This window comes from Micromonospora fiedleri (assembly GCF_016774385.1).
Taxonomy (GTDB): Bacteria; Actinomycetota; Actinomycetes; order Mycobacteriales; family Micromonosporaceae; genus Micromonospora; species Micromonospora gifhornensis.
This window is the reverse complement of record NZ_JAETXL010000018.1, coordinates 1-25,697: the sequence shown is the minus strand read 5'-3', so window position 1 is coordinate 25,697 and position 25,697 is coordinate 1. Positions and strand designations below refer to the sequence as shown.

Annotated in this window: 24 protein-coding genes and 1 pseudogene; 12 read left to right on the top strand and 13 right to left on the bottom strand. The window is 68.2% G+C overall.

Annotated elements, in window-relative coordinates; genetic code table 11:
• Positions 1–20: 20 nt before the first annotated feature.
• The 3 genes from JMF97_RS29530 to JMF97_RS29520 all read left to right on the top strand — a co-directional run bounded on the left by JMF97_RS29530 (position 21) and on the right by JMF97_RS29520 (position 7,029).
• The gene (locus JMF97_RS29530) at positions 21–2,258 is read left to right on the top strand and encodes an ATP-binding protein (RefSeq protein WP_203224519.1); all 2,238 of its coding nucleotides are present in this window, start codon (positions 21–23) and stop codon (positions 2,256–2,258) included.
• Between the two features lie 352 nt (positions 2,259–2,610).
• On the top strand, positions 2,611–5,664 hold the full coding sequence (locus JMF97_RS29525; protein WP_239089177.1) for a Tn3 family transposase: 3,054 nt from the start codon (positions 2,611–2,613) through the stop codon (positions 5,662–5,664).
• Between the two features lie 894 nt (positions 5,665–6,558).
• Entirely contained in the window at positions 6,559–7,029 is a 471-nt protein-coding gene (locus JMF97_RS29520; RefSeq protein WP_102656253.1) for a hypothetical protein, read from the top strand.
• A gap of 96 nt (positions 7,030–7,125) precedes the next feature.
• Here JMF97_RS29520 and JMF97_RS29515 read toward each other — a convergent pair whose 3' ends face one another.
• Positions 7,126–8,055, bottom strand: coding sequence for a tyrosine-type recombinase/integrase (locus JMF97_RS29515; RefSeq protein ID WP_102656252.1), 930 nt, complete (start codon positions 8,053–8,055; stop codon positions 7,126–7,128).
• A 268-nt stretch (positions 8,056–8,323) separates the two neighbouring features.
• Here JMF97_RS29515 and JMF97_RS29510 point away from each other — a divergent pair, with 268 nt between their 5' ends.
• Positions 8,324–9,172, top strand: coding sequence for an aminoglycoside phosphotransferase family protein (locus JMF97_RS29510; protein WP_239089178.1), 849 nt, complete (start codon positions 8,324–8,326; stop codon positions 9,170–9,172).
• Positions 9,173–9,183: 11 nt separating this feature from the next.
• The gene (locus JMF97_RS29505; protein WP_233196575.1) at positions 9,184–9,780 is read left to right on the top strand and encodes an ATP-binding protein; all 597 of its coding nucleotides are present in this window, start codon (positions 9,184–9,186) and stop codon (positions 9,778–9,780) included.
• 42 nt (positions 9,781–9,822) lie between these two features.
• Here JMF97_RS29505 and gdhA read toward each other — a convergent pair whose 3' ends face one another.
• A complete protein-coding gene (gene gdhA / locus JMF97_RS29500) occupies positions 9,823–11,166 on the bottom strand; it encodes an NADP-specific glutamate dehydrogenase (RefSeq protein WP_102656250.1) in 1,344 nt (447 codons plus the stop codon).
• 400 nt (positions 11,167–11,566) lie between these two features.
• Entirely contained in the window at positions 11,567–12,517 is a 951-nt protein-coding gene (locus tag JMF97_RS29495; RefSeq protein WP_203224518.1) for a hypothetical protein, read from the bottom strand.
• A 97-nt stretch (positions 12,518–12,614) separates the two neighbouring features.
• On the opposite strand from JMF97_RS29495, the gene JMF97_RS29490 reads away from it, so the two are divergent.
• The 5 genes and pseudogenes from JMF97_RS29490 to JMF97_RS29470 form a co-directional block, all read left to right on the top strand.
• Positions 12,615–12,917 carry a hypothetical protein gene (locus JMF97_RS29490; RefSeq protein WP_203224517.1) on the top strand — a complete coding sequence of 101 codons (303 nt, stop codon included), beginning with the start codon at positions 12,615–12,617 and terminating at the stop codon, positions 12,915–12,917.
• A gap of 170 nt (positions 12,918–13,087) precedes the next feature.
• Positions 13,088–13,402, top strand: a complete 315-nt coding sequence (locus JMF97_RS29485) for a hypothetical protein (protein ID WP_203224516.1) — start codon at positions 13,088–13,090, stop codon at positions 13,400–13,402.
• Positions 13,402–13,899 (top strand): hypothetical protein, encoded by a 498-nt coding sequence (locus JMF97_RS29480; RefSeq protein ID WP_203224515.1) that lies wholly within the window; start codon positions 13,402–13,404, stop codon positions 13,897–13,899. The genes JMF97_RS29485 and JMF97_RS29480 overlap by 1 nt, the downstream gene beginning before the upstream one ends.
• A 317-nt stretch (positions 13,900–14,216) precedes the next feature.
• Complete coding sequence (locus JMF97_RS29475) at positions 14,217–14,765, top strand: aspartyl/asparaginyl beta-hydroxylase domain-containing protein (protein ID WP_203224514.1); 549 nt, start codon at positions 14,217–14,219, stop codon at positions 14,763–14,765.
• A 256-nt stretch (positions 14,766–15,021) separates the two neighbouring features.
• Positions 15,022–15,369: pseudogene (locus JMF97_RS29470) on the top strand (ADP-ribosylation/crystallin J1); the annotation flags it as partial.
• Between the two features lie 630 nt (positions 15,370–15,999).
• Here the strand turns inward: JMF97_RS29470 and JMF97_RS29465 are convergent.
• The 5 genes from JMF97_RS29465 to JMF97_RS29445 form a co-directional block, all read right to left on the bottom strand.
• Positions 16,000–16,695 (bottom strand): DUF6193 family natural product biosynthesis protein, encoded by a 696-nt coding sequence (locus tag JMF97_RS29465; RefSeq protein ID WP_146017414.1) that lies wholly within the window; start codon positions 16,693–16,695, stop codon positions 16,000–16,002.
• Positions 16,696–16,890: 195 nt separating this feature from the next.
• Positions 16,891–17,778, bottom strand: a complete 888-nt coding sequence (locus JMF97_RS29460) for a YwqG family protein (protein ID WP_199180060.1) — start codon at positions 17,776–17,778, stop codon at positions 16,891–16,893.
• Between the two features lie 874 nt (positions 17,779–18,652).
• On the bottom strand, positions 18,653–19,123 hold the full coding sequence (locus JMF97_RS29455; RefSeq protein WP_203224513.1) for a hypothetical protein: 471 nt from the start codon (positions 19,121–19,123) through the stop codon (positions 18,653–18,655).
• Between the two features lie 314 nt (positions 19,124–19,437).
• The gene (locus tag JMF97_RS29450; protein ID WP_203224512.1) at positions 19,438–19,749 is read right to left on the bottom strand and encodes a transcriptional regulator; all 312 of its coding nucleotides are present in this window, start codon (positions 19,747–19,749) and stop codon (positions 19,438–19,440) included.
• A complete protein-coding gene (locus tag JMF97_RS29445; RefSeq protein ID WP_203224511.1) occupies positions 19,746–20,222 on the bottom strand; it encodes a hypothetical protein in 477 nt (158 codons plus the stop codon). Before JMF97_RS29445 ends, JMF97_RS29450 begins: the two co-directional genes overlap by 4 nt.
• Here JMF97_RS29445 and JMF97_RS29440 point away from each other — a divergent pair.
• The gene (locus tag JMF97_RS29440; RefSeq protein ID WP_203224510.1) at positions 20,221–20,868 is read left to right on the top strand and encodes a DUF4381 domain-containing protein; all 648 of its coding nucleotides are present in this window, start codon (positions 20,221–20,223) and stop codon (positions 20,866–20,868) included. The genes JMF97_RS29445 and JMF97_RS29440 overlap by 2 nt on opposite strands.
• Before the next feature lie 73 nt (positions 20,869–20,941).
• Here JMF97_RS29440 and JMF97_RS29435 read toward each other — a convergent pair whose 3' ends face one another.
• From JMF97_RS29435 to JMF97_RS29425, 3 genes are all read right to left on the bottom strand, one after another.
• Positions 20,942–21,223: an SMI1/KNR4 family protein gene (locus JMF97_RS29435; RefSeq protein WP_203224509.1), complete on the bottom strand. Its 282-nt coding sequence runs from the start codon at positions 21,221–21,223 to the stop codon at positions 20,942–20,944.
• The gene (locus JMF97_RS29430) at positions 21,220–21,393 is read right to left on the bottom strand and encodes an SMI1/KNR4 family protein (protein ID WP_203224508.1); all 174 of its coding nucleotides are present in this window, start codon (positions 21,391–21,393) and stop codon (positions 21,220–21,222) included. Before JMF97_RS29430 ends, JMF97_RS29435 begins: the two co-directional genes overlap by 4 nt.
• A 1,242-nt stretch (positions 21,394–22,635) precedes the next feature.
• Positions 22,636–22,947, bottom strand: a complete 312-nt coding sequence (locus JMF97_RS29425; RefSeq protein ID WP_203224507.1) for a transposase — start codon at positions 22,945–22,947, stop codon at positions 22,636–22,638.
• Positions 22,948–23,331: 384 nt separating this feature from the next.
• On the opposite strand from JMF97_RS29425, the gene JMF97_RS29420 reads away from it, so the two are divergent.
• On the top strand, positions 23,332–24,513 hold the full coding sequence (locus JMF97_RS29420; RefSeq protein WP_203224506.1) for a Cmx/CmrA family chloramphenicol efflux MFS transporter: 1,182 nt from the start codon (positions 23,332–23,334) through the stop codon (positions 24,511–24,513).
• Positions 24,514–24,690: 177 nt separating this feature from the next.
• Here JMF97_RS29420 and JMF97_RS29415 read toward each other — a convergent pair whose 3' ends face one another.
• Together JMF97_RS29415 and JMF97_RS29410 are read right to left on the bottom strand one after the other, a co-directional pair.
• The gene (locus JMF97_RS29415) at positions 24,691–25,443 is read right to left on the bottom strand and encodes a TRM11 family SAM-dependent methyltransferase (protein WP_238360399.1); all 753 of its coding nucleotides are present in this window, start codon (positions 25,441–25,443) and stop codon (positions 24,691–24,693) included.
• A complete protein-coding gene (locus tag JMF97_RS29410) occupies positions 25,436–25,579 on the bottom strand; it encodes a hypothetical protein (RefSeq protein ID WP_203224535.1) in 144 nt (47 codons plus the stop codon). Before JMF97_RS29410 ends, JMF97_RS29415 begins: the two co-directional genes overlap by 8 nt.
• Between the last annotated feature and the right edge of the window lie 118 nt (positions 25,580–25,697).

Sequence of the window (25,697 nt, the reverse complement as noted above, 5' to 3'; positions counted from 1 at the left end):
ATCCGAATAAGGGGGAGATGATGTTCAGAGTTCTGGGCCCGCTGGAAGTACTGATAGACAGCCGTCCGATTCGGCTCGGCGGAATCAAGCAACGCGCCACTCTCGGTTTTCTGCTGCTCAAGGCCAACCAGGTGGTGCCGACCAGCCAGTTGCTCAGTGCGCTCTGGCCGGACAAGGACCCGCCTGCGTCGGCGCGCAAGGTCCTGCAGAACGCAGTGTGGAGCCTGCGGGCCGCGTTGTCGGTGACCAAGGGAACGGACATGCTGCGCCTGTCCACCCAGGCGCCGGGCTACATACTGCAGGTCGATCCGGCCTACGTGGACCTGTTCCGCTTCCACCAGCTGGCCGAGCGTGGCCGCGACGAGAAGGCCCAGCCGGATCGCGCCGCGGCCATACTCCGCGAGGCCCTCGCCACCTGGCGCGGCACCGCGCTGTCCGACCTGGTGGAGAACGGCATCTCGTGGCCGGAACTGGCAGCGGTGGAAAACGCCCGCCTGGACACCCAGCAGGACTGGTTCGACGCGGAACTGGCGTGCGGACGGCACCAGTCGGTGCTCGGTGAGTTGAAGGCCATGGTCGAGGCGCATCCGTTGCGGGAGCGGGCCTGCGGTCAACTGATGCTGGCCCTCTACCGCTGCGGGCGCCACGCCGACGCCCTCGCCGTCTACAGTGGCCTCCGCACGTCCCTGGTCGAGGACCTCGGGCTGGAGCCGGGCCCGGCGCTGCAGAAGCTGCAACACGCCATCCTCACCCACGACCCCTCGCTCACCCTCGACCCGGCCACCGTCCCGGCGCCCGCCCGTGACGTCGCCGTGGTGCGGCCGCCACGCCCGATGCCGCCGATCCCGGCACCCCGGGGACCCTCCGACCCGCGACGGGCACACCTGACGTTGGCCATGGTGCGAGTGCGCACCTGCGCAGATGCCACCGATCCGGTCCGCGTCGACTACGAACTGGCGGCGGCGACCCGCATGGTGCGCTCGGGCATCGAGGAACTGGGCGGCACGGTGGCCACGTCCATCGGGTCGGCGACACTCGCGGTGTTCGGCAGGCCACCCACACGCGGCGGCGACGAGGAACGCGCGGTGCGTGCGGCACTGACCCTGCGCGACTGCTTTGCCGACGGAATGGGACGCGGCCTCGTCATGCAGGTCGCGGTGGCGACCGGTGAGACGCTGGTGCTGACCGAGCCGAACTCCCGACTGACTGTCAGCGGCGCCCTGGTCGACCGGTGCCACCAGATGCTGTCGGCCGTACCGGAGGGAACGGTGTGGGTCTGCCCGCGCACCCGCGAGCTGATCGGAGACGGTTTCGACGCCCTGCCGGCCGCAGAAGGGGCATGGGAGATTCGCGGCGTCGGTGGCCACGACCCCGAGCGTGACAGTGATCTGGCCCTGATACACGGCCTGCTGGAGCGGGCGTTGCGGCGCAACAGCCCACACCTGGTGACCGTCCTCGGCGACTCCGACGACCTGCTCGACCGGCTGACCGGGCTGGTGAACGGACCCCGGGTCCTGGACGGCCGCACCGTCCCCGATGATCCGCTGAGCGCGGCGGCCGAACTGGTGACCGAGTTGTGCGCAGTCGCACCGGAAGACACACCGGAGGTGGTACGCGGCCGGTTGCGGACGACTCTGGGCGCAGGCGGTCCGGCAGAGTCCGTGGTGTCGGCGTTGCTGCCGCTGCTGCGCCCGGAACATTCGGCGCAGCCGGGCACCCTCGCGGCGTGGCAGCTGCTGCTGGAACAGGCGGCGCGAGCCCAGCCGCTGGTGGTGCTCCTGCGGGATCTGCACCTGGCCGGCGACGACCTGCTCGACGCTGTCGAGGAACTGGCCGATCTGAACGCGCCGTTGCCGCTGCTGGTGGTGGCGGCGGCCCGGTCGGCGCTGCTGAAGCGCCGGCCGAGCTGGGGCGGCGGTAAGCCCCACGCGGCGTGCATCACCCTGGACCCGCCCCAGAGCGGCACGATCAACCGGCTGCGCCACCTGATGGCGTCCGCCAGCATCGGCGGCCGCTGCGACGGCGAGTTACCCGACCAGTGGCGCAGGCCGGCGCCGCTGACCCCGCCGTGGGACCTCGGCCGCCCCGAGCCGCGCCTGGCGGCGTTGGATGTGCCTCCACTGACCCATGGCATCCGGCTCACCACGCCTGACTCCGCCGATACGCTGTGCCGCGCCGTGTTCGATGACGTAGCCGACGATGAGTTGGCTCTTGCCAGCACAGTCCGTCTGGACGGCCCATGTCCGCCCCCGCGCTGACGACGCCGCGATGGGTACATGGGTACGCCTGTCGTACAAGGTCAGTGGCGATGATCGCCGGGGCGGTGATCGAGAAGCCGTAGGCCTCCCGTTGCTGAAGCCACGCCGAATCCGGTGGAGCCCTCGGTCTTCCGGGTCTTCTCGTCCCCATGCGCGTGAGGAACGCGAAATCGGTTGTCACCGATGGCACGTTTTGCGAGGTTGAGGGTGTGAGCGCCGATCCCGATACCGTTCCCGTGCCGGTTCGCCGCCTCGTTGACGCAGCGGCCCTTGAGGACCAACGCTCGGAAAAGTCCCGTTAGGCAAGATCGGCTCTGGTGGGGTGGGGCGGTGTCGCGTACGGTGATCGGTCGTGTCATCGACGGTGAGCTTTTTGTCGCAGGCGGAGTGGGACGGGTTCGGCCGGTACGCCGAGACGCCGCCGGACCGGGGCACGCTGGAGCGGTTCTTCTTCCTCGACGACGCGGATCGTGAGCTGGTCGAGGGGCATCGTGGGACGCACTCACGGTTGGGGTTTGGGCTGCAGTTGGTGACGGTTCGTCATGTGGGCCGGTTTCTACCGGATCCGTTGGACGTGCCGGCGTCGGTGGTGGACTACCTGGCGGTGCAGCTGCGCATCGACGATCCGTCGTCGGTGAAGCGGTATCTGGAGCGGCGGAACACCCGGTATGAGCACCAGGCGGAGATCGCTGCGGTGTACGGGTACCGAGACTTCGCGGCGGCCGAGGGCGAGTTCTTGCGGTGGTTGGATGATCAGGCGTGGACCACCGGTGAGGGGCCGAAGGCGTTGTTCTACGCCGCGGTGGCGTGGCTGCGGCAGCGGCGGGTGCTGCTGCCGGGGGTGAGCACGTTGGCGGAGGCGGTGGCCAGCGTGCGTAACGCGGCCCAGCAGCGGCTGTACGCGGTGTTGGCGCAGGCGGTCAGCGCGCAGCAGGCGGTGGAGCTCGAGGCGATTCTGCGGGTGCCGGAGGGTCGGCGCCGTTCGCAGCTTGACCTGTGGCGCCACGCCGAGCGCAGCACGACGGGCAAGGGGATGAGCGCGGCGCTGCACCGGGTGACGCAGATCGCCGGGTTGGGGATGCGCGCGGTCGAGGTGCCGGCGGTGCCGGCCCGGCGGGTGATCGGCTTGGCCCGGTACGGAATGGCGGCGAAGGCGCCGAAGCTGGCCGGGCACCCGTACGAGCGCAAGTTGGCGACGCTGCTGGCCACGGTGCGGTGGCTGGAGGTCCAGGCCACCGACGACGCCCTCGAGCTGTTCGACGTGTTCATGACCAACGAGCTGATCGGCCGGGCGGGCAAGAACGCGGACCGGCAGAAGCTGCGCCGCCTGCCGGGGCAGTCCCGGCACGTCGCGGTGCTGGCGAGCGCGGTGCAGGTGCTGTTCGAGGCCGACGGTTGGGGGGAGGCGGTGCCCCTGGACCTGGTGTGGGAGGCGATCGACACCGCGGTCGGGTCGCGGGCCCGGCTGGCCGCCGCGGTGGCGGGGGTGCAGGAGATGATTCCACCGCCGGCGGCGGATGTGCACGGGCAGTGGCGGGCGCAGGTGGTGGAACGCTTCGCCACGGTGCGCCCCTTCGTGCGGCTGCTGTGCGAGGTGATCGAGTTCGGGGCGACGGTGGACGCCGCGTCGGTGCTGGCCGCGATGCGCGACCTGGCGCACCTGCTGGAGGCGCGCCCGAGCGAGCGGGTGCCCAAGGGATATCTGGACGCACGGAAGGTCAACGTCGACATCGTGCCCAAGGGCTGGTGGCAGCAGCTGGTGTTCCCCTCCGACCGGCCAGCCGGCACGGTGGACCGCAACGCGTACGTGTTCTGCGTGTTGGAGCTGTTCCACACGGCGCTCAAGCACCGCGACATCTACGCGGTCGTCTCCGACCGGTGGGCCGACCCGCGGGCCAAGCTTCTCGCCGGGCAGCGGTGGCAGCAGGTGCGAGGGCCGGCGCTGTCGGCGCTGCAACTGCCCGACCGCCCCGACGAGCTGTTCGACGAGCTGACCGCCACCGTCGACGCCGCGTGGCGGGCCGCCGCCGGTGGGATCGTGCCGGACGGACCAGTCACCGTCGACGCCGACGGCCGGTTGCACCTGGCGAAGGACGACGCCCTGGACGAGCCGCAAAGCCTGGTCGACCTGCGGGCGCGGACCTCGGCGATGCTGCCCGAGGTCGACCTGCCCGAGATGATCCTGGAACTGATGGCGCTGTACCCGGCGTTCCCGGCGGCGTTCACCTCGATCTCCGGCAGCACGTCGCGGCTGGGCGACCTGCACGTCTCGGTCGCGGCGCTGCTGACCGCGCACGCGCTCAACGTCGGTCTCGGCCCCGTCATCGCCGGCGCGGACGCGTTGACCCGCGACCGGCTCGCCCACGTCGACCAGTACTACCTGCGCCCGAACTGCTACCGCGGCGCCAACGCAGTGTTCGTCGACGCCCAGGCCGAGCTCGGCCTGGCGCAGCTGTTCGGCGGCGGGCTGGTCGCCGCGGTCGACGGGATGCGCTTCGTGGTCCCGGTGCGCAGCGTCGATGCCCGGCCGAACCCGAAGTACTTTGCCCGCAAACGCGGCGTGACCTGGCTCAACATGATCTCGGATCAGGCCATCGGCCTGACCGGGCGGGTGCTGTCGGGCACCCCCCGCGACACCCTGCACTTCGTCGACCTGGTCTACGACCCGCACGGCGGGCCCCGACCCGAGGTCCTGATCACCGACGCCGGCTCGTACTCGGACCTGATCTTCGGCATCGTCACCCTGCTCGGCTTCGACTACCGGCCGGTGCTGGCCGACCTGCCCGACACCAAGCTGTGGCGCATCGACGCCAGCGCCGACTACGGCTACCTGGACCGCACCGCTCGGGGCCGCAGCGACCTGGGCAAGATCGCCCGGCACTGGCCGGACATCCTGCGGGTGATCGCCTCGATCCACACCCGGGAGATCTCCGCTCACGACGCGATCCGGGTGCTGCAACGCGACGGCCGGCTCAACGCCCTCGGTGAGGCGATCGCCCACTACGGCAGGATCTTCAAGACCCTGCACGTGTTGACCCTGGTCGAGGACCCGGCGTACCGGCGGGAGATGAAGCGGATGCGCAACCTGCAGGAGCAGCGCCACGGCCTGGGCCGCAAGGTGTTCCACGGACGCAAGGGCGAGGTGTACCGGGCATACCACGACGGCATGGAAGACCAACTCGGCGCCCTCGGCCTGGTCCTCAACTGCGTGACCCTGTGGAACACCCTCTACCTCGATCACGCCATGGACACCCTGCGAACCCAGGGCTACCCGGTGCGCGACGCCGACGCCGCCCGCCTGTCGGTCTACCAGCACGCGCACCTCAACGTCCACGGCCACTACTCGTTCGTGCTACCCGACCTCGCCGGCGGGCGGCGCCCGCTGCGCAACCCCGACCAGCGGTAAAGCCGCTGGGGAGCATCAGAACAGAAGTCACGCTAGGTCCGGGCCGCGTCCGCAGCGAATGCCGGCGACCGAGCCAGGCCCTCGGCAACGCGCAGACCCCTCCCGCCTGCTGACAGGCTGCACCCATGAGGTGTACCACGAGTTACATCGACATTCGTGGAGGTGGTTGTTGTGACCAGAGCCCACAGACTCCGAACTCTGCGCCGCGCATCCGTCGCGGCGTGCTGCGCTGCTGCGGTGTTCCTCGGCGCGATGCCCACCGCCGCGGTGGCATCGCCAGCACTATCGGTAGCGTCGCAGCCGTCATCGCCCTCGCGGGCGGGTCACTTCGCGCCCTACCCGGGTGGGGTCAGCCCGCAGACGGAGTCGTCCAATATCAGTGCCGGCGGCTGCACGTACCGGCAGGCCGTTGATGACCCTCACCTGTCCGGTGGGGAAACCTCTGTTCACGGCTGGTGGATCAAGGTCTCCGGCAGTTGCCCCGATAAATCAGACGTGTCGGTGAATTTGCAGGGCTACTTCTGTGACTCCTTCTCGTGCTACTGGGTGACGGTCGGGTCGGGCAGCGGCAGGTACTACCCCGGGGGTGGCTCCGGCCAACGCGCCACTGGGAGAAAGGCGTGCTCGAACTCCTCGACGGTCGGCTGGCGCGGTGTCGTGGACGTGGACCTACCCGGGATTATCGACCCGTCCGGCACCACTACGGGGACCATTCAGAACCTCGCGTGCAGTCCCTGACCGCCTCTGCGCCAATTCGGACCCCGTGGACGGCAAAGCTTGTTTCAATAGGACGTGCTCCAGCCGCACCAGCGTCGGAGTGCGTCGCAGCATCTGATCGGGTTGAACGGTCTACCGCGATGAGCTTCGACGCGGCAACGCGGGACCTCCGAGGAAGTGAGCGACGTGGAGAGCGGTTGGCATGCGTACCCGGACGCCGCTGACGATCACGCCGATCTTCGCCCGGTCAACCCAGGACGAGTCGTAGGGCTGGGTGCGATCTGCGACATCCGACCGGAACGCCTTGACGACCCGGACGCCCAGAGCTTCTCGGTCAGTGAATACGCCGCGCTCGATGACGGCCGCCGCGTGATCTTGCATAATGCTCGTGGCTTCACGATCGGCCGGACGTCCGGTAGCACACGCGACGATGCTGTCCCGGACCACGTGGCCCGGGACAGCATCATCCACGCGACGTTGAACGCCGTTCTTCCTGACGACGACGAAAACCCCGAGACACACCCGTGGGCGGAGCTGGCCGACCTGGCTCGGGCTCGCGGCCTGAAGGCCTCTGCCGAAGACCTGCGCGGTCTTCCATACGACGTGATCCTCACCGACGACGTGCTTCGCTGGCTCGCAAAGCCCTGAGGCCGACGACGGATCGAGGCGCTGATGGCCAAGCCCGACGAGCAGGTGGCGTGGGAATCGCTACGCGGCCGGCCTCCGGCCCGGCCGCGCTGACGCCTACCGGCAACGGGTGGCCGGGTCGCGGCGTTGCTGCCAGCGGCGCAGCGCCTCCGGTGACACCCGGGCGTAGCGGGCCAGAGATGCCACCGAGGTGTGCCCGGAGAACGACAGCAGGGTCGAGGTGTTCGCCCCGTCCTCCGCGGCGTGGGTCAACGCGGAGTGCCGCAGCTGGTGCAGCGTCGCGCCGCCGGTCGCGGCGGTGAACGTCTCGGCGGCGCGGCGGTAGGACAGCCGGGCCTGCCCGGTCGGCTCGTAGACGTCGCCCGGGGCCAAGGGCACCCGGGCGCGGCGGTCGGTGAGGAACACCGGCCCGCCGGACCGCCCTTTGAGCAGGCGGGGTAGCAGCCGGGCGGTGCCTGTCTGCCACACGATCACGTCGACGGCGTTGCCCTTGCGGCGCACCTTCGCGCACCGGTTGCGCAGGTCGAGGTCCTCCACGTCAAGCGCGAGGACCTCGCCGGCGCGGGCGGCGCTCTCGTACAGCAGCCGCCACAGCGTCCGCTCCCGCAGCGGCAGCTCCTCCCGGCCCAGCAGCGCGGTGATCTCCGCCCGGCCCAGCGACCGGGTCCGGTCCGGTGCCCGGCCACGCCGTCGCAACGCCCGGCTCGGATCGCCGGCCAGCCAGTCCTGCTCCCGCCAGTAGCCGATCGCCGAGCGCAGGGTGTCCAGGTTGCGGTTGAACGTGGCCGGCGCCCGCTCACCCCACCGGACGGTGAACCAGGCAACCAATCCCGCCGCGGCGGCCGGGGTGTCGAGCACCGCCAGCGGGGTAGCCGCGCCCAGGTGCTCCCGCACCTGCCGCAGGGTGGAGGCGTAGACCCGACGGGTGCCAGCGGTTTCTGGGTGATCGAGGGTAGCCAGGAAGCCGTCGATCGCCTCGACCACGGACGGCCCCGCCACCGAGCGCAGCCGGCGCACCGTACCCATCCGGACCGCCCTCCCGCATCTATCGCAGAAAAGCACGGCGAGTCAGCACCGTGCCGGTCGCGGTCGGCTTGAGGTCGCCGCTTCCGCTCGGACACCTTATCGCAGAAAATCAATAGCTTTCTGCGATAGGGCCATCAAGGTGCCGCCCGCCGGCAAGTGGGCGCCCGCCTCCGCTAGACCCCCAACTCGGGCGTGGCTAATTGATCTTGCCTAACGGGACTTCTCCGAGCGTTGGTCCTCAAGGGCCGCAGCGCTGGTGTGCCGGCTGGTGGCGAGCCAGTTCCCGCAGTGGGCCGATCTGCCGGTTCGGCCTGTGCCGCGCGGTTGGGACAACCAGACGTTCCGGTTGGGTGAGCGTTTGTCGGTACGACTGCCCACCGCGCGGGAGTACGCCCTGGCGGTCGACAAGGAACACCGATGGCTGCCGGTGCTCGCGCCGCAACTGCCGCTGCCGGTGCCCAGGCCGGTAACGCGCGGCGTCCCCGCCCACGGGTACCGCTTCGACTGGTCGGTCTACGAGTGGATCGACGGGAAACCCGCCAGCCTCGACAGGATCGGCGACCTGACCGGGTTCGCGAAAGAGCTGGCCGCGTTCCTCGTCGCTCTGCGTCGCGTCGATCCGGCCACGGGGCCGCAGCCCGGACTGCACAACTGGTTTCGTGGCGGGCCCCTGCACGTCTACGACCCGCAGGTCCGCCGGGCGGTCGAGACACTGGACCACCGGATACCCCGCGACATCATCACCGAGATCTGGCAGTCGGCACTGACGGCGACCTGGGACGGCCGCCCGGTGTGGTTCCACGGCGACATGGCCCCGGGAAACCTCCTGATCCGAGACGGGGTGCTCGCCGCCGTCATCGACTTCGGCACCTGCGGGGTGGGCGACCCGGCGTGCGATGTGGCGATCGCCTGGACGCTGCTGTCCGGTCCGAGCCGCGACGCCTTCCGCGCCGGGCTCGATGTCGATGCGGCGACCTGGGCCCGCGGGCGGGCCTGGGCCCTGTGGAAGACCCTGATCACGTACGCTGGCGCGCTGCACGACGACCCGGCCGCGGTCGCAGAGGCCCACCGCGTCATCGACGACATCGTCTCCGAGCACGCGACGTCAGGGCGGTGATTCGAGCGCCGGTGCTGATTTCTCCCCACCCCACCGAAGGTGGTGATGAGGCGTACGTTCGCAGGGTGATGATGGGGCAAGCGACACTGTTCCTGACCGTGGGGCTTCCCTGTACGGGAAAGACCACAGCCGCCCGGCGCATCGAGATCGAGCAGGAAGCGTTGCGCCTGACGAAGGACGAATGGGTGAAGGCCCTCTACGGGCCCGAGAATCCACCATCGGCCGGGGACGTGATCGAGGGGCGGCTCATCCAGATCGGGCTACGCGCCCTCGAACTCGGCACCAACGTCGTGATCGACTTCGGCCTCTGGGACCGCAACGAACGTTCGGCGCTACGCCAGGCAGCAGCAGACCTCGGTGTGGCAGTGCAGATGCGCTACTTCGAACTCACTCTCACGGAACAGCGGAGACGACGCGACCGACGTCAAGCCGCAGCGCCACACACCACGTGGCCCATGTCCGATCGGGACCTCGCCGAGTGGGCTGAGCGCTTCGACATCCCCACGCCAGGGGAACTCGACGGCAGTGAACCCGTCGACAACCCACCGGCCGGGTTCACGACATGGGACGGGTGGCGCAGACATCGTTGGCCGTCAACAGTGTGCTGAGCCTGCTCGTCACGCGCCCCACGCCGTCCACCGGCAGGACAGTCAGATGAGTCCCTGAACGAGCATGGCTTCGGCGACCCGGAGGAAGCCGTTGATGTTCGCCCCGGCCATGTAGTTGCCGGGCATCCCGTACTCCTCGGCGGTCTCGAAGCAGCGGGCGTGGATGTCCTGCATGATCTGCTGGAGCCGCTGCTCGGAGTAGGTGAACGTCCATGAGTCGCGGCTCGCGTTCTGCTGCATCTCCAAGGCGCTGGTGGCCACACCACCGGCGTTGGCGGCCTTACCCGGGGCGAAACGTACACCGGCTTCGGTGAAGACCCGGATGCCGTCGGGCGTCGTCGGCATGTTCGCGCCTTCCACCACCGTGATGCAGCCGTTCGCGACAAGGGTTGCGGCGTCCGCGCCACTGACCTCGTTCTGTGTGGCGCAGGGTAGGGCGACCTCACAGGGCACCTCCCACACTCTGCGCCCGGGTACGAAGGTCGCGTGTCGTCGGGCCATGGCGTAGTCCCTGATCGGGCCGCGCTGCACCTCCTTGACCTGCTTGAGCACCTCGACGTCGATGCCCTTCTCGTCCACCACGTACCCGGAGGAGTCCGCGCACGCCACCACCACGCCGCCGAACTGCTGGACCTTCTCGATGGCGTAGATCGCCACGTTGCCGGATCCGGAGACCACCACCCGCTTGCCGTCGAGCCCGTCCCCGGCGGCACGCAGCATCTCCTCGGCGAAGAACACGCAGCCGTACCCGGTGGCCTCCCGACGCACCTGGGCGCCGCCGTACGCAAGGCCCTTGCCGGTCAGCACCCCGGACTCGTACCGGTTGGTGATGCGCTTGTACTGGCCGAACAGGTAACCGATCTCGCGTGCGCCGACGCCGATGTCACCGGCCGGCACGTCGGTGTACTCGCCGATGTGCCGGTACAACTCGGTCATGAAGCTCTGGCAGAAGCGCATCACCTCGCGATCCGAGCGACCCTTGGGATCGAAGTCCGCGCCGCCCTTGCCACCACCGATCGGCATACCGGTCAGGGAGTTTTTGAAGATCTGCTCGAAACCGAGGAACTTCACGATGCCCAGATACACCGACGGATGGAACCGCAGGCCGCCCTTGTACGGGCCCAGGGCGCTGTTGTACTCCACCCGGAAACCGCGGTTGACGTGCACCTCGCCACGGTCGTCCTCCCACGGTACGCGGAAGATCACCTGCCGCTCCGGTTCGCAGATCCGCTCGATGATCTTCGCCTCGACGTACTCCGGGTGCCGCACGAGCGCGGGACGGATGCTGTCCAGCACCTCGCGCACCGCCTGGTGGAACTCCTCCTCGCCGGGGTTGCGTCGGATCACACCGGTCAGAACGGCCTCGAACTTCTCATGCGTCGACAAATGGCCCTCCAGGCATGCTTCCTACGCGACCTCGCGCCAAAGACATCGGACGGGCCCGCGCGGCAGTCGTCCACCCGTCGTAGGCCCTGGTCTCGGTAACAGCATATGGGCGTCGAGATCCACGGCGACGCGCATGCCCCCAATCCTGGTATGTAGAACAGCAGGTGGCGTGGGGCCAGCCGGAGGGATGGAGCTTCATGACTGAGAGGAGAACCGCCGGTGTCGACAGGGGTAACTGTATTGCCACCCCCATCTCATTCGCCCAATGACGGGAGTCAGTAACGCAACATTTGAAGTCGTGTGCCGCAGGCAATGCGTTGGAAGACAGCCAATTCTTCCTCCATCCGCGGCGCGCGGCATGGGTGGTGCCAGCGGCCTGCGGGCGGAGCGGGTACGGCGGTCAGCTCTGCTGGTAGTTGACTGCGGCGAACCCGCACGGCTGGTGCAGGTGCAGGTAGTAGGCGCCCTCGCCGTAGTCGTCGAGGTCCGCGCCGCCGACCAGGCCCACATAGTCCATGGGCTGACCGCAGTCGGGGCAGTCGGCGTGCTCGGCGTCCTGAATCCAGTCGGGCCAGCCACCCAGGGTCGAGCCCCCGCGACTCCAAGCACCTGCCTGGTAGGGGCTCGGCCGGGCCGCGCCCGGGACAGGTGCCAGCGCCGGCGGATCCTCCGGCTCGGCGGAGCCGATGTAGTCGGGGCGGGTGTTGCCGGTCCACCAGGTGGTGCACCCGGTCGGCGTGACCTGGCTGTACAGCGTCGTGTAGCAGGCACAGAAGTGACAGGTCTCGATCACCAGCCGACCGGACCAGCCGGTGTGTGCCAACGCCGCAGCGACGGCAGGTTCCGTGGTGTCGAGGTCCGCGGCAACCCACAGCGGCGACGAGCACCACGGGCAGGTGGGGCCGTCCGCGCGGCGCGGCGTGTCGCGCATGACCCACTGGTACGCGGTGCTGCCGCACAACTCCCGGCGGCGGCCGTCCGGCGTGACCGTCCAACCGCCCTCATGCGCGTAGGTCAGCACCGGGACATACAGCTGGTCCGCGCCGCTCGGTGGCTCGGTCGACCAGCGGCGCAAGGCGTCCTCGGCGAGCGGGTGAGCGGTGTGCGCCAGGATGACCAGCAGGTGGTTGAGCCGCTCGGGTGTCCGGCCACCATCGATCCGCTCGATGATCCGGTGAACCACGTCGGCGTCTGCAGCCCGGTACAACTTCGCCGGCCACAGCACGTCCAGATCGAGCAGGGAGCCCAGGTGTGGTGTCAGCCTGCCCGGATCGGTGTCCGCGATCTGGCACAGTTCCTCGATCGCGTCGCCGTCCTCGGCGGCAACCTGTTGGATCAGCTCCTCGATCACGAGGGAATGCTAGCCAGACCGTCCCACCGGCCACCCAGCGGACCGACGGCCATGATGCCCCAGCACGTCATCGCCTTGTCTGTGCCGGTGTCAGCGGATGATCCTGGCGGTACGGTCCGGGCGTGGATCGGAGGATGCGGTGAGCTGGGTTGCCAACGTGATGCTGTCGGTGGGCCTGGAGGACCGCCTCAACGCGGAGGCGTTCAGCGACTGGCTCGACAGCCGGTGTCGTTGTCGTGAACCAGGCATGGGGCCGGGCGGCTGCGGCCGCCTGCGCTTCATCACCGGTGTGGACAATCAGTGGGGCGGACATAAGAACCCCGAGGGCGCTCTACGCCAGTACGCCCCTTCGTCGCCTGACGAGGAGGACGACGAGTTCTGGCCTCCCGTCGGGTCGTAGCCGTAGTCGAACGTCGCGCCCGACTCGACGGCGGCTGTCACCTGGCTCGGCGGTGGTGGGCTTCGTCGGTCGGGCAGACTTGTTCCTGCCCGGGTTTCTCGGCCGCCCCATACTGACCATTGCATCGGGCGCGCCACGGGCACGGGCATCTGACGTCGAGGAGGGTCGTCATGGCGTTGGTCAAGAAGGGCTCTCGGCTCATCACGGTTGACGGGATCACCTACAGGTGGCGAGTACGCGCCAGACCAACCTATGCCCAAGCGCTGTGTGAGAAGCCACTCGCTGTCGCTGTCGAACAGGTCGACTGCAAGGGCAGGGTGTTGTTGGTCAGCATGCCTCAGAACCATCCGAGCAACTGGTTTGGCGGGCCGGCGGTGCCCGCTCTCCCGTCGACGGTCGCGGCGATCGTCCGAGCAGCACTGGCCGAGGGATGGCAACCTACCCAGCCAGGCATGGCCTTTCATATGACTGCGCCGTCGGGCTGATGATGCGACGCTTCGGTGACCGGGCCACCTTCGCCGTGGAGATCGGCGAGGTCGAACCGCACCAACTCCGCATCGTCGACTTGTGGGCGGCTGGCAAGAGGCTGACCATCGGGGACAACTGGGCCTTCCTCCCGTTCCTCATCCGCGTTATGCGGTCAAGCGCGGCGCAGGTGCGCCGACGTGACATCAAGCCCTGTCCCTTTCCGGGCCGCGCACCGGAGGAGATCTTCCGGCTGCTCCACGCAGACGAGACGGAGTTCCGGGAGCAGTTCTGGTTCATGCGGTGGGGAGAGACGGTCGACAACGTCTCCATGTACGGCTACCTGGACGACGACCTGGTGATCGTCTTCGAGTTCTGGCGCGATGACCATCCCTTTCCAGAGGACCTGGGCAAGGTCTTCGTCGCCAGCATCCCGCCCGAGGAATTCGTGGCCACGGTCGAGGAAGCAGCCCATCTGCTGGACGCCGAGCTCGCTAACGTCGATCCGCGCCGGTGAGCAGACCGCACCGCCCTACCGCGTCAAGCTCACCTTGACGCGCGTACGGACGCTGCCGGGACAGCCTGAGTCGGCTCTCGTACCGCGGACCGCCCCACCGACAGACACCTCCACAGTGGCGCAGTTGGCCAACCTCGCCCTACGCGGCCTTGGCTCCCGAGGGCGCAACTCGTCACGGCGGCCACTCCCCTGCCAGGTGGCGTCCCGGTCGCTGGCCGCCACCAGCCCGGCGGCTCGCCACCGGGCGCTCAGCTCCGGGGACGGCGGGACCGTGCCCGCACCACAGATCCTCTGTCATTGCTGCAGGATGATGCCTCATGTTCTTGGATCAGCGGCAATTCCCCTTCCTGGCCGATCTTCGGGCACGGTGGGAGGCGATCCGGGACGAATGCCTTGCTCTGCCGCAGGACAGCTACCAGCCGTGGGTGCAACGCGAGATGTACGGCCAGGGCTGGAGCGTGTACGGACTGGTCGCCTTCGGCGAACGGATCGAGGAGGCGCTCGCCGCATGCCCGGACACTGCCTCCGCGTTGACGACGATCCCTCACCTGACGACCGCGGGATTCTCCCGGATGGCTCCCGGCACCCACATCACACCCCATGAGGGGTGGGTGACGACCGTGTACCGGGCCCATCTCGGACTGGTCGTGCCGGAAGACTGCGCACTACGGGTGGGCGACGAGACCCGGCAGTGGAGCGAAGGCCAGACCTTCGTCTTCGACGACACCGTCATCCACGAGGCGTGGAACTACGGCTCCAGCGACCGCATCGTGCTCTTGTTCGACTTCGCCCGTCCCGGCTGCGAGGACATGCCGCAGGACGAACTACCGACCACAGTGGCAGACCTCGTACGCCGCAAGAGATGAGCGATACGCCCGAGAGTCTCCACGACCCCCGCCTCATCCTGCCGTCCTGAGAACCAGCCATGAGCCGATGAGCGCCACCGCTCCCGGACGCATCATGCTTCCGGCAGCGCCGTTCGCGGTAGATCCGTGTACCTGGGTCCCAGGTGTGACCGGCCTGACCGAGCCGGCCTCGGCAACGTCCGGAGGCGGACCATCAGAATGGTGCGTACGTGGCTCGCCCCGACCACGGGGCAACCATGATTGCGAGGAGCAGACCATCGACAAGGCCGACACGATCACCCTCTGGCGGCCCACCGGGCAGGCCGAACTCGACCTTGTGGAGGCGTCAGGGTGGCGGGAGTGGCCTCCACGCCTGCCGGACCAGCCGATCTTCTACCCGGTACTCAACCGCTGGTACGCCACGAAGATTGCCCGCGAGTGGAACGTCCCTGCCGGTGGCGTCGGCTACGTGACTCGATTCGAGGTCCAGCGTGAGTACATGGACCGTTACGAGGTTCATCAGGTCGGTGGCCGCGACGTGCTGGAGTACTGGATCCCCGCAGAGGAGCTTGCGGACTTCAACGCCCACCTCGTCGGCGCGATCAGCGAGGAAGCCGACTATCGCGGCCCTGTAGGCGACCAGGAGTTCACCGACGCCCACCATGCGCTGGGCCGAGCCCTACCGGCCGCGTGGCGAACGTACCTGCAAGGTGCGTCGTGGTTTCGGCGAGGCTGGATGACAGGCGAGGCGTACGTTTGGCTCAACACCCCACGCGAGATGCTTGAGCTGCATCACGCATGGCACGAGAGCACCGACTTGCACCCCGGCATCGCGATCATCGGCGGCGACGGATCCCGCGAACAGCTCGTACTCGACCTGCGCAGCGACCCCGCACCGGTGCTCCTGGTCGACATCACGAGCAGCGGATGGGACAGCGCCATCCGGCAAGCCGATGATGTCGACGAGCTCATCGACCGCATCGAGGCGGGCACCTTCGACTTCGACTTCGACGATTAGCGGACACGGGCGAGCATGGTCGAACGCGCACCTCACGGCAGAAGCGTGCGGCTTCCCTCGGCACAGTCAGATCCCGAGGCGTTCGATCAGCTCTCAATGTTGGGCGCAACCTCGACCCAGTCCGCCGCTGTGCTCAGGTAGATCACCGATGGGGTGACTATGTAAGGTCTGTAGTCCAACGCAAACGGCTGGTCGGGTCCGGCTTCTTCGACGCGACGCCGGGCTGCCCGCTGAGGCTCAGTCGTTGTTTCGCTCGGTTCGGCTTGCTGATGCGAGATGTTCCGGGAGTCGGTCAGTGGCCATGGAGATCGCTTCGGCTGGGGTGGCAACCTGTGCCAGTGGCGGACCGTTCCACCATTCCTTGACGGTGTATGCGCCTCCCTGGGAAGCCAGTAGAGTGGCGAAGCTCGGGGTGAAGGGGTATGGGGTTGCGGAGAAACTCAGCGCCCAGTGGCTGGTGTAGGGATAGAGCTTGCGCAGCTTCGGCTCAGCGTGGGCCGCTTTGATTAGTGCTTCATACTCAGGCCAGCCTGATTCCTTGGCGTCCTTGAGCAACCACTGCCATTCTGAGGCGATGACGTCGGCGGGGTTGCCGTCCGGGACCTCGAAACGTCCGGTCAGGATGTCGAACGGCGCGGCCTGGGCGATGTCATCCAGAGCAGCTCCTTCCGCCCAGCCGAGCACCACTGCAGGAAGCTGGCGCAGGTCAGGAGTGGTTCCGCTGATCAGGATCCCGTTGTTGGCCGAACCCTGGATCCGCCATCTGGGTTCAAAATGCCAGGCTGACACGAACAGTGTTTCCCGGTGCGGGAGAACGCTGCTGATCGTTGCATGACGAAGGGGATCGGACGGGGTGACGACCATCGTGAGGGACATACCTTGGTCGGCTGCTACGACGTGCAGCGCCGCGGCAAGGCTGCCGTACGCTGCCACCTCCGGATATAGCAGAGCCGGCTCGGGCTCTTCTCTCAACGTCGACTCCGATCAGGTGGCAGAACAGGGGGTTCTTACTGTGGCACGGGACGCCGTCAACTCGGCACGACCGGACGCCGATCCGACCGAGCATCGTACGTCGCGTAGCGCGCGACTCGCGGCTAGTTTCGGACGCTGTCGGTGACTCCTGTCGAGTCAGGAGCAGTCGAATCGATGGTCGTGGGGACGCTCCGGACATGACGTGCAGACGAAGATGTAGACGCCGCCAGCGTCGCCGAGCACCAATCCTGTCGGGTTCTGAAGTGACCGCCACGGATGGTCATCCGGGCCATCAAAGCTCCAGCCGGCCATTGCGGGCCGGTCCTCCAGCGGGACCCAACGCCGCTCGCCGCCCCGGCTGAACTCCCAGGTAGCGATGGTGAGCAGGTGCTCCATCCGAACCCCGCAGGTGCAGACCGGCCAGTCAGGCGGCTGTGTCCAGCCGGGGTAGCCGCCGACCTTGATCCCGGAAGCGACCGCCAGGTCGGTGTCGTACTGCCAGCCGTGGTCAGCCTCGACCCGACGCGCCGTTTCCTGAATCTGCGACCACACCTCACGCGGTAGGTCGTACGACGGGTACTCGACGACCCGCTCGGGATCGACGACGCACGCGTCGGGCACGTACCAGGCTTCGGTGTCCTCGTGGGGCGGGGGCACGGCCGTCAGCCGGGGTCCGATCGCAGATCGTCGCCGCCAGCGCAAGCGTGGCAGCGGAGCAGTCCAGGGGTCATGGTCGAACGGGCACCACAGCACCTGCAGCACGTCCGAGTCCTCGGGGAATGGCAGCTCGGGCACATCGTCGGCAAGTAGTTGCAGGACCGGCACGAGTGGTACCCCAGCCTCGGCGGGATGATCGTCCAGACCTCCACCGTCACAGGTTGGCCAGGGCTCGTTCGCCGGCCAGAGCAGCGGCCCGCCCACGGAGCTCTGCTCGACCGACGGTGAGCCCTTGCGTGGATGCAGCCGGATAGTCGTCCGCGCGAACCCATGCAACTGCGGGAAGACCGCTTCCACATCGATCGAAGGCAGCGGGGTGGTATGCACGGCCGAGATCGTACGGGCAAGTCGCCTTCGTCTCTGGGAACACCTCGCCGGCAAGCGCGATCGGTGCCAGATGCCTACACCCGATCTTGGGTCTACCCCTCAAAGGGCCGCGTTCTACCAGCGCGCCACCGGATTCCACCACATCCCAAGTCTGACGACGAGTTCGCCGGGCTTACCCGGGACAACGGGCTGTTCATCGGCTTTCAACGAGTCAACGACTACCAGCCGCAACGCTGGCCCCCGTAAGACCGTGCTCCAACAGCTATACGTCGACTTCGCAGCGGAGGACGTCGAGGCGACCGCGACTGACCACCACGGCCCTGCGAGCAGAGTCAGGCCACCGCATGCGACCCAGGCCCACGCTGTACCCCATTCCGACGCCGCCACCCAGCCCAGTTGAGCACGATGCCACGACCGCGGCCGGAACCATGCCTCGCTGGGCAAGCGGGTGCATCGGACCGAGTCGCAGCACGACCCATGGCGAGGTCAGGCACGTCAGCAGGATTCGGCGACGCCCTGCCGGCTGCGCTGGCCCGTATCGCCGGGCCAGCAGAGCCCACCGGTGGCAGAGCCGAACGTGCGCGCCGTCGAAGCTGGGCTACGGTGATGCGCGCTCCTGCCCGTCCGTGCGCCCGGACGGAGACGTCGTCGTCGCATTCCCCTCTGCCTATCCATGAAGATGCGCGGCCTGCGCAGCGCATTCTGGGCATGACCGGGATGCCGACGACCGACACCTACCGTCACCCTAGGTGACGAGCAGATCGCGAAGCGGACGTGTGGGCACGCGTCGCCGTGCGCGTTCTCCGGCATCAAGATTGTCGCCGGCACCACCGGACGCATGGACAACGGTCGTACCTGAGCGGGAGCGGCGATGCTACGGACTGCTTTCCGTTCGCGAGGGTTCAACGGCGGCGGCCGGCACCGTCGCGATCACGTAATCCTCGGTCAGGTCCGGCTGCACGTCGACCATCGCATTCCTACCGAGGTAGCGGACGACGAACGTGGTCTCGCGCAGCCACATCTCGTCGTAGTCGGCAAGACTCTCTGGCACCTCACCCACGAGTCGCACTTCGTCACCCGGCTTGATCGTGGCATCTGCCGGAGCCTCATCGCGTTGGATGGCCGTGATCGCGTGGATGAGAGCCTTCAGTGGTTCGGTGTCCGCGCCGTAGTGAACCAGATGGCCCGCCTGGCCGAAGATGACCTCGGCCTGGGACCTGCTCAAGTCGGCGAGCGCCTCGGCCGCACCGGCCGCCAGTGCCGGGCTCCCCGACGTGCCGAGTTGCGCCGCCATCGCCAGAAGCAGGCGATCGATGACAAGTTCCGTAGTCTCCTCGTCCGTCACCCGGCGAGCCTACGACCCCGCCGGCGGCACACGCTTGGACGTTGCATCTCGCTGCTTGGAGTCCGGCGACGAGGGACTGGTGAAGCTTCTCGGTCTGGCGGCTGGCGTTCCTCCACGGCGGGAGGGATGACGCGACGAGGATGGCGGGGAGGGTCAGGTAGGTCCGCACGCCCTCGAACCCCCAGGGGATCCTTCACGTGGCCGTGCAGCGGCACGGACATGAAGGCGATGTGCGCTCTGTGCGGCGAGTGGACTGGGCGCCACGATTGTTCCCCCAGTCCGGTGGGCCGCCGCCGTGGTGAGTGATCGGGTCGCTACGGACGGGGGCGGTCGTCGGTCATCACGCCATCGGCGACGCGGCAAAGCTCGGCCATGTGCGCGGTGAAGACAGTTCTACCGAGCGGGGTGAGCGCGACCCAAGCGTGGATTCGAGAATTGAACGACTCCTTGCGCAGGGTCACGTAACCGGCTTCCTGCAACACTTTCAGCTGCTTGCTGAGCACCGAGTCGCTGACCGCGAGGGTGTCGCGGATGGTGGCGAACGACAGCGACTCGACCCGGCTGAGCATGGCGCAGATCTGTAGCCGGTTGAGCGGGTGGATCACCTCGTCGAAGCCGGTGTTCATGCCGGTCGACCCAGTTCGTGGACGAGGGCCGCGTCGATGCGGCGGCCGGCGACGATCGTGATGACGAGCATGACGACGCCGCAGGCCGCCATGCTGCCGCGCAGGTCGGCGCCCCATTCGAGGGCGAGCCCCAACACGATCAGCACGGGCAGCGCCATCCCGGCGCGGACGCTGATGCGGCGGGCGGCGGGGGTCGCGTGGTAGCGGTCCAGGGAGACGCCGGTGGCGTGGTTGGCCGCGAAGTTCAGCAGCAGCGGACCGAGCAGCAGGCCGATGATCACACCGTACGGGATCCACGCCCAGCCGACGGAGACCGCCGCGAACGCCCACAGCAGTGACGCCCCCATGCCGGGGTGGTACCACCACGGCGCGACAGCCTGGCCGGCGACCACCGCACGACCATCGGTGATCTCGGCCAGTGCCCGACGTGCTTCCTGCGGTCCGATCCGGTGCACGCTTCCGTCACTTTCCATGATGGAAAGTCTAGGCCCGGCTTTCCACTACGGCAAGTCGATCGGCAGCGGAGCCGGCGGGCGGATCCTCGAGCACGACGGTGTGACTGAGCGCCCCGAACAGGCCGTTCGCCGCAGCGCTGGAAATCCACCGGCCGAGGCGTACGCAGCAACTCGGGGCCGCCGGACCACCCAGTCGAACGGCGCCCCGGAGCAACAGACCACGGTGGTCACCAACCGCCAACGTGAGCGTCTGCTCCCCGGCCGCCCGGTCGGCGGCATGAGCGTGTACCTGATCTTGTCGGTCTGTACCGCCGGGCAGCAGCGCAAGAGGACTTCTGCCGTCAGTCGACGGCTCTCCAAGGTCGGCGACGGCAGCCTTGTTGTCGTACCTACGATCGGTGCCATGAATAGAGGGGCGTGGCTCATCGTCGGGTCGCTGGTCGCCATCCTTCTTGTCATTGCCGGCCTCGCGCTGTTTCTCCGACGACGGGCGAACGCGGATAGGTCCGATCGAACGCTGAGGGAGGCTCGCCGCGCCATCCGCCAGAGCGGACGCGACCAGCGTCACCGACACAGGGGCAATATCCGCGGCAAGGGATACGGCGGAGACGACAACCAAGGCTATAACGCAGGCGTCTCGAGCGACGGCGGCGGGATGCCGTAAAGCGACGTCGACCAGCCGGGGCAACTCCTCGTCAAGACAGCTTGGATCGCGGCAGGAGCGGATGGCCTGGCCGCTACAACCTGAGTCCACGACACGCGATGAATTCCAGGACGTCGGCCGCCTCAAACTCCGGGTCGCCGCCGTCGTGGAAGTGGAACCAGACCTCCGCGCGGCAGTGGCCATCATCGACCGGGAATCCCCAGTGGTCGCCGGTGCCCACCGGCGCTATCGCGATGAATGTCCGGTCAGGGAACTCCCGGTCGTTGACCGACTCGACGTCGTCGTCGCCGGAGCCGGCGCTGACGATCGGGAACAGTTCGACGCAGCCGACCATGCCACCGCCGTAGCGCATCATGAAGGCTTGTACGTCTCCGGCAACGTCACACCGAGTTGCTTTTCCAGGTCGGCGACCTCGGCGACGGTGGCGGTGCGTCCTTCGATGAGCGCGAAGCCGTGCTCGGCTAACGAGGCCACCGACTTCTGACGCAGCGGCTCGACCAACGCGTCGAACTCCACAACGTTCATGCTGCTCAGTCTGCACTCCCACCCGTGCAACATGTGTGCGCGAGGTCGCCAGCTGCGGATACGAGGAGCTGACTGGCTTTCAACGCAGGTGGCGCGCTCCTGAGGATCGCGGGTTCCGCCGCGATGCCGGACGATGCCAAGCGGTTGAGCAACCTGGTCAACCGCTTGGGTCTTCCTGGTCGCTGCAACCGAACAGCGAGACCTTCACATGATTCACTCGGTATTCGTTGACGTCGTTCCAGGGGGGACATCTACCGGCGCGCAGGGCTGCGGGTCGCCACCACAGCAGAGCTGAATCAGCCGCTCCACGAGCGGCACCTGCATGTTCTCACCGGAATTGAACGCCGGGATATCGCCTACCACCAGCCGAGCCGGCTCGGCGACCTCCTGTTCAACTGGTTCGGCTGACCGCCCTCCGCGCTCACCGTGCGGCAGACCCGAGCACCTCGAACTCATGGGACGAGCGGTGTCGGCCGGTCGTCCAGCTCACGGTGCCAGACACGTTGCCAGCGTTCCTCAGTGGCGGAGGCACGCCAGCGTGCGGCGGGGCCGTCCGGATGGACGCCACAGGTCGGGCATGCGCGGCCCAGGCGGGGCCTTTCAATGCCGCAGACCAGGCAGTGCCTGTCGACGCTGATTCCGGCATCGCGGCGATCAAGGACCGCTTGGACGACCGTGGCGAGAGGTCCCGTCGGGTGATGCTCAGGGTCGGGACAGTAGGCGATCCGGGACCAGCCCCACGAGTTCCAGGGTGGCAGCGTCCGTGGGAGTCGCCTGCCAGTGGCCTTCTCTCGACGCCGCAGGGCAGCGAACTCCTGCGCACGCGGCACGACCACGTCGCGCGTCCGCTGCAGTTCGTCAACGGCACGCACGAGCGCGTCGAGATCGTCGGTGAGACTGCGTGGGATACGGGCGGCGACGACCAGATGGTGCCAGGTAGCGCGGAATCCGTACGGGGCGCAGTGCAGGGCGCACTCCCGCAGGGGATACGGGTGGCGTCGGCGACCCAGAGCGGGTTCGGCCCGTCGGCGGTGAACTGTCGGTTGACCAGATCCGCGCCGTAGGTGCGCCCCGAGGTCTCCCAGATCTCGTAGATGTTGGAGATCAGGCCCAGGTCGACCAGGTCCCGGTCGCAAGGCTGTTCGGCCTGCGTCACCCACGCGTAGTAGGTCGAGGCGCCGATGTTGAGGACCCGCAGCAGGAGCGCGACCGCGAACTGGTCACGGTGTTCATGGATGAACCTCATGACCGTCGCCGGGTCGGGTCGAGCTCCGCCGCGAAATACGCACTCGCAGCCTTCAGAATCTCGTTCGCCCGCCGCAACTCAGCCACTTCCCTACGCAGCCGGCGATTCTCCTCAGCCACCTCACTGCTCGGCCGATCGGTGCACTCACCAGCGTCGGCCTCAGCCTGGCGGATCCAATTCCGCAACGCCTCGTGATCCACACCAAGCTGCTCAGCCAGACGCCGGATCACCGGCTTCGGATCCGACTCGCGGTACAAGCGCACAGCACGCTGACGTAGCTCATCGGGGTACTTCTTCGGTGCTGCCACGGACGACTTCCTCCCCACGGCCACCAGACCATGATCAAGAAGCTCCATGAAAGCGGGGGGAACTCACCGATGCGGGAGACGGAGCCGAGCGACGCGGACGCGACCCGGCCGGGCACGAGATAGTGCGGGACAGGGATCGACGCTCACTCTCGGGAACCTGGTTGCATGATGATCGGGGGGTTTGAGTAATGTTGTGTGTCATGTCGAGCCCTGAGGCATCCACGGTGGGGGCTTTCGGTCACGCCGTCAGCCCCCTGAACCGCTGAGTTCATCACCCGCTTTCCCGCAGCCGTTGCTGCGCGGGACCTGTGCGCGTACGCCTTGGGGCGCTGGCCGCGGTGACGAGACGTGTCCGTCTCCTTCTCGCTCACCTCGGAGCTTTCGATGCCTCTCCCGCTCTATCTGCTTGCCGTGGCGGTCTTCGCCATGGGCACCTCGGAGTTCATGCTCGCCGGCCTGGTGCCGGACATCGCAACAAACCTCAACGTGTCGGTCGGCACCGCCGGGCTCCTGACCTCGGCGTTCGCCGCCGGAATGATCGTCGGCGCGCCACTGATGGCGGCACTCGCGCGCCGCTGGCCCGCCCGGGCCAGCCTGCTGAGCTTCGTGCTGATGTTCGCCGTGACCCACGTCGTGGGCGCCCTCACCACCAGCTTCACCATTCTGCTGGTCACCCGCGTGCTCGCCGCCCTGGCCAACGCGGGCTTCCTCGCGGTGGCACTGAGCACGGCCGCCACGCTCGTCGCCCCCGATCAGAAAGGACGCGCGCTGGCAGTGCTGCTCTCAGGCACGACGGTGGCCACCATCGCCGGAGTTCCCGGCGGGGCGCTGCTCGGCACGCTGCTCAGCTGGCGGGCCACGTTCTGGGCGATCGCACTGCTCTGCATTCCCGCTGCCTTCGGCGTCGTGAAGGGCATTCCCGCCCGTACCGGAACAACCCCGCACGGCATGCCGGGCGGCTCGTCTCTTCGCACCGAGATCACCCACCTCGCGACACCCAGGCTGCTCCTGGTCATGCTGCTCGGTGCCCTCGTCAACGCTGCCACCTTCGCCACGTTCACGTTCCTGGCACCGATCGTGACGGACACCGCTGGCCTGCGCGGACTGTGGGTCTCGGTGGTGCTGGTGCTCTTCGGGGTCGGGTCCTTCGTCGGCGTCACCCTCGCCGGACGGCTCTCCGATCAGCGGCCCGGCATCGTGCTCGCCGTCGGTGGCCCGTTGCTGCTCCTCGGCTGGGTCGCGTTGGCGGCCCTGGCTGCCCGGCCGGTGGCGCTTCTGCTCCTCGTGTTCGTGCAGGGCACGCTGTCCTTCGCGGTGGGCAGCACCCTGATCGCCCGGGTGCTCTATGAGGCAGCAGCTGCACCCACCATGGGCGGGGCGTATGCGACCGTGGCACTCAACATCGGTGCTGCTGGCGGGCCCGTCGTTGCCGCCATCACCCTCGGGGCCGACGCCGGCGACCTCGGCCCGGTATGGGTCAGCGCCCTGCTGGTGGCGATCGCACTGCTCATCGCCCTGCCGCTCCGGCGAGTCATCACACCCCGCGCCGGTCACGCCGTCCGATGACCCACACGCGTGGTCCGTAGCGGACCACCGACGACCGACTCGCCATCGAACGTCGCCGCACGGTCACCAGAGACCTCCGCGTGTTTCCTGGTCCTCAGGGTGGTTCGGTCCCGAGTGCCGATGGCACGAACAGCCATCGGCACTCGGATCCGCCCTGCGCACGGATGCTCCTGACCGTCAGGACTGCGGGCCGCGCCGCAGGACCAGCACATCCTCGTGGGCGATGAGGTGGACGGGGAGACCTTGGGCCCGGGACGTGCGGACGGCCATGAGCCCGAACATCGAGGCACGGTGCACGATCTGCCCGTCACGGACAGTGGCGAGCATCGCGGCGCACCGCTGCACCGGTATCAATCCCACCGAGCGGGCCACGGCGAGCAGTTCGCCGGGCAGGTCGATCAGGTTGTCACGGTGATGACGCACCGGCCGGCAGGTGATCACCACAGTGCCGCCGGGTCGCAGCAGCTGGTAGCTGGCGGCCAGGATCGCGGCGAACCCGTCCATCAAACGGGACCATCCGCCGTAGGCGAGGTTGCCTCGTTCCCGGTCCCCGTACAGGTGGCTGCGTTTACGGACCCCGCTGTTGGTCAGCTGAACGAGGCCGTGGGTGCCGCGCCCGTACGGCGGTGAGGTGAGCACGATTCCCACCCGGCCGAGCGTGGACGCCGGGACCACGCCGAGAAGCGTGGTCGCGTCGCCGGTGAACACTCGCGCGGATCCGGTCGCGCCCTGCGACCCGGCGAGGGCGATGTTGGCGGCGGCCAGCGCGGTGAACCGAGGCTCGATGTCGATGCCCAGGCCGTGCCGGCCCAGATGCATGGCCTCGACGAGCGTGGTGCCGGACCCGCACATCGGGTCGAACACCAGGTCCCCCGGTGTTGTGTAGGAGCTGATCGCGTGTGCGGCCAGATGGGGCAGCATCTCAGCCATCGGCGCCGCTGCGGCGGGTCAGGATCAGCACGTCGGTGTGGATGTCCAGCTGCGTACGCTGACCGGGCCGGGGTGGCCGGTCAGCCGCGACGATGTGCTGCAGGTACGCCAACCCGGCCCGCTTGGCGGTCGGCAAACTCGAACGTGGAGAACACCGCTGGCCAAGCCGCGAACGCCGCACCGCCCTCCGCCAGGTGCTCGGCGTGACCACCGACACCGAACTCGGCCTCTACTGCCCGCGACGCACCGAAAGC